The sequence below is a fragment of the Paraburkholderia sp. RL18-085-BIA-A genome, from assembly GCF_046027075.1.
In the GTDB taxonomy this organism is placed as follows: domain Bacteria; phylum Pseudomonadota; class Gammaproteobacteria; order Burkholderiales; family Burkholderiaceae; genus Paraburkholderia.
Window position 1 is genome coordinate 1 of the sequence record NZ_JARESU010000311.1, and the last position, 3576, is coordinate 3576.

4 protein-coding genes and 1 pseudogene are annotated in these 3576 nt (G+C 58.9%); 2 read left to right on the forward strand and 3 right to left on the reverse strand.

Annotated features, from left to right (window positions below; all coding sequences use genetic code 11):
• Positions 1–896 precede the first annotated feature (896 nt).
• The gene (cax, locus tag P0D89_RS51590) at positions 897–1970 is read left to right on the forward strand and encodes a calcium/proton exchanger (RefSeq protein ID WP_408371002.1); all 1074 of its coding nucleotides are present in this window, start codon (positions 897–899) and stop codon (positions 1968–1970) included.
• Between the two features lie 273 nt (positions 1971–2243).
• On the opposite strand, the gene P0D89_RS51595 is transcribed toward cax, so the two are convergent.
• Both P0D89_RS51595 and P0D89_RS51600 read right to left on the reverse strand, forming a co-directional pair.
• Positions 2244–2477, reverse strand: coding sequence for a hypothetical protein (locus P0D89_RS51595; RefSeq protein ID WP_408371490.1), 234 nt, complete (start codon positions 2475–2477; stop codon positions 2244–2246).
• A gap of 208 nt (positions 2478–2685) precedes the next feature.
• Positions 2686–2808, reverse strand: coding sequence for a hypothetical protein (locus P0D89_RS51600; RefSeq protein WP_408379408.1), 123 nt, complete (start codon positions 2806–2808; stop codon positions 2686–2688).
• A gap of 297 nt (positions 2809–3105) precedes the next feature.
• Between P0D89_RS51600 and P0D89_RS51605 the strand changes: the two genes are divergently transcribed.
• Positions 3106–3375, forward strand: a complete 270-nt coding sequence (locus P0D89_RS51605) for a hypothetical protein (protein WP_408379411.1) — start codon at positions 3106–3108, stop codon at positions 3373–3375.
• A 105-nt stretch (positions 3376–3480) separates the two neighbouring features.
• Here the strand turns inward: P0D89_RS51605 and P0D89_RS51610 are convergent.
• Positions 3481–3576 (reverse strand): annotated as a pseudogene (locus P0D89_RS51610) (IS6 family transposase); the annotation flags it as partial.

A 3576-nucleotide genomic window follows, 5' to 3' on the forward strand; every position in this document is an offset into this window, starting at 1 on the left:
GTCGTGGTGTCGCTGCGCCGCCCTGCCCTGCCTGTCGACCAGACCAAGCAACACGTGCGCCTACGCGGCTCGAGTGCGCCGACGCCTTGTCCGGCGTGCCTTCCCGTGATGCGACGCAGCGAAAGCCCGTAAGATCATGGGCTTGCGTGGGATTCGCCGGCGGTTATCCACAGGCTCATCCACTTTCCCGGTGCATAACCTTGGCGAAAAACGTCATGCCATAGGACGAATATCAATGGCCGCGCGGATCTTCAGACGTGGCGTGTGTGTGGATACAGCGCTGTTGAGGCTCAGAAGGCACTTGTCGGTTGCCGGGCGGGACTTACACCCGCTGGAAAGCGCCGCCTTTTCACGGCGCACACCCAATTCCGCCCTTCAGTTTGTTTTTTGAATGTCATCACGACGCTCAAAAGCGGCCGCCAGGAGGCTGGTCCTGTAGTCAATCGAGAAAAGAAGCAGACGGATCGTCTGAGCGGCTCCGCGCAAGCGAAGGTCCCTGCGTGCTACGAAATATTCATCGGCGGCCGCACGGGCACGTCGTCCAATGCCTGACGCAATCGAAGCCGTTCGTTTCATACGACCAAGGTCGGATTACTTTCCTGAAAAAATCGTGCAAGCATCTCTTGCGCAAACGGTCAGCTTGGCCGCGTTGAAAGAATTTCAGAGTGGGATGAAAGGCAAGGCTTTCACGCTATTTCCTTGCGAAAGCTCCGCTCGTTCGCACAAATCGGGTGGCTTCTACAACAGTGTCGAGGGGAAATCCGTCAGCTCATGAACCGGGCAATCGGGCACGTCCGGCACGAAGCACGACGTTCGGCGAGAGGCCGAGCGCGTACCGAATGTTTCGAGGCGCTGAGGCACGTTGACCGCGCACACAGGAGAGGCCGGAGGGACACATGTGGATGAATGTGCTTCTTATCTTTGTTCCGATAGCGATTGCGCTGGAATTCCTCGCCGCCCATCAGTACGTTCTCGTTTTCATCACCTCCTCCCTGGCCATCCTACCCCTTGCCGGATGGATGGGCCAAGCCACCGAGCAACTGGCGGATCGCATGGGCGAAGGCATCGGGGGACTTCTCAATGCGACCTTTGGCAACGCCGCCGAGCTGATCATTGCGTTCGTCGCATTGCATGCCGGGCTCCATCAGGTCGTGGAAGCATCCATCATCGGTTCCGTGGTCGGGAACATCCTGCTGGTGCTCGGCGCTGCGATGCTGGCCGGAGGGATACGCTATCCCGAGCAGCATTTCAATCCACTCGGCGCGCGCTCGCAAGCGACGATGCTCATGCTCGCGGCCGTCGCGCTTGTTCTTCCCGCCGCCTTCCAGGCGGCAGCGGGCACGACCTCGGGGATGCTTCACCGGCTCAGCGTCTCATTTTGCGTCGTGCTCCTTCTCCTCTACGTGCTGTACCTGGTGTTCTCGCTCATCACCCATCCCGGGCAGTTCCGGAGTTCCGACACCGCCGAGGACGGCCTGCCCGAAAAGGGCGAGGAGAAGGCGTCCCACTCGGTCAGCCGCGCGGTGGCGATACTGACCGCAGCCACGGTCGGGACCGCGTGGATGAGCGAAATCATGGTGGGCTCAATCGAACCCATGGTGCACGAGTTCGGCTTGAGCGACGTCTTCGTCGGCGCCTTCGTGGTCGCGATACTGGGCAACGCAGCCGAGCATGCGACGGCGATCACCGCGGCATTGAACAATCGCCTGGACCTGTCGTTTTCCATTGCAGCCGGATCGAGCATACAGGTCGCACTTTTCGTGGCGCCCGTCCTCATCATCGCGAGCCATTTTCTCGGCCCGGCCCCAATGGATCTGGCCTTTCGTCCTGGCCTTATCTTGACCGTCGTCCTGTCCGTGCTGGTCACGGCGCAAATATCAGGCGATGGTCGCTCCGATTGGTTCAAGGGCGCACAGCTGCTGGTCGTGTATTTCGCCTTGGCTCTCACCTTTTTCTTCTTGCCGAGCTAAGGCACGTACGGGTCATCTTGATGAGCGCAGTCGACGCCACGGACAAGACGTAATAAGCCGGGTCCCGGCGCGCCGCCTCGACTGCCAGCATCACAGGGGAATCGATGGTCAGAAAGCCGCCCGGGAGCGGTCATTCAGCGGCCCAAGTCTAATGTCTGAAGATGGCCGCACAGAGCCGGATGACGATTGCCTCAAGCTGGGCCGTAGCTGCCGCACGCGAGCGCCCCGGCGTGCGCGAAAGGGACTTGCCCCTAACCGGACATGCGGGCACGCTTAGCTGTCTTCCCGGAAGGGCGGTGCGATAAGCCCTTTCGATGTGTCAATGCCCAACAATTCCAAGGCCTCGGTCAACTTTTCGATCTCCTGCGAGAAGTCCATGTCGAACTGCTCACCCTCCATTGTCACCGGCAACGAGTGATACCGGGCGAGGGCATAGCGGGCATAGTGAATTGCATCATTGATCTTTGCGTCCCGCTCGGCCTGCTCCACGAACGTCTTCGGCTTCATCGTACCTCGCTGCATGCTGTCCGCGCCGCTCCTGCCACCTAGATCTCGCCAATCGTCCAAGGTCCGATCGCGAAACGGTCGAGGCATTTTGCCTCCGGCTGGGTCGGACCCGACGGGCCCTCCGCTACTCGTCTTTTACAGAGATGACCTTCACCACCCCATGGCTTGTCCATAGGGTGGTGAGTCTGGGGTAAATGTCCATGGCCGCTTATGTCGGGGTGGCGCAGAAATGCTCAAAGTCGTCGAGCGCCATGCGGCCAAGCGCGTTCGGCTCTAACCATCCGGAGTCCAGCAGAAGCGCGAGCGCTTCGTCAGGTTTTCCGTAACACATGGTGCACCTCCCGATTCGCCCAATACCGCAGCATGGCTTATGCCAGGGGAAACCTTCAGCCAAGTTCCGCCAACAGCGACGGTCTCGAACACAGTTCAGTGCAGGTTGCGATGGGGGGAAAAGCGCGGAAATCGCGCGATCCCCCGAAGTGAACGGATATCAGACACTTATGAACGCTCGCGAGCAGTCATTGGACCAAAGTCTCATACAACATCTTTTCTAAAATGTATAGGCTTGAAGCTCGCCGGCTCTCCACCGGCATACCTCAACGAAATAGCGCAACATCGGGAGTTCACCATGAAATTTACGACTGCCGCCGTGACCGCCTCCCTCGCACTGATATCGTCTTCATGCGTCTGGGCGCAAGGCAATCCCGGAGCGAGCCCATCGACAGCCGCCGAACATCCGGATGAGATCGTGAGAATGCACCAGCAGGTTGCTGTGGCGGATCGCGAATACAATAGGGAAGTCGCGGCTGCAAAAAAAGTCTATGACCACAAAAAAGCGGAAGCCAAAAAGAAGCGCGACGCTGCAGTTCAAGTCGCCCACGGCGGCGTGAGCCAGTAAGGCGTATTCGCCACGCTGTCCTAGCATGGTAGGACTTACCGCGCGAAAGGGGGTTTTGTCGCAGTAAGGCAGGATGGACGAGCAAACTCGATTGCTATGTATTGCTTATGAAACGAGCGAGTAGAACTGCTGCGCGGCGAACAGTGGGACTTTGCCAAAATCCTTCATCTGCCCTTTCTTGATCATGTGAATGACTTCGAT

Excerpts from the sequence above, each read along its gene's own strand:
- P0D89_RS51595 (WP_408371490.1), bottom strand. The coding sequence starts at position 2,477 with ATGAAGCCGAAGACGTTCGTGGAGCAGGCCGAGCGGGACGCAAAGATC.
- P0D89_RS51605 (WP_408379411.1), top strand. The coding sequence starts at position 3,106 with ATGAAATTTACGACTGCCGCCGTGACCGCCTCCCTCGCACTGATATCG.
- P0D89_RS51600 (WP_408379408.1), bottom strand. The coding sequence starts at position 2,808 with ATGTGTTACGGAAAACCTGACGAAGCGCTCGCGCTTCTGCTGGACTCC.
- cax (WP_408371002.1), top strand. The coding sequence starts at position 897 with ATGTGGATGAATGTGCTTCTTATCTTTGTTCCGATAGCGATTGCGCTG.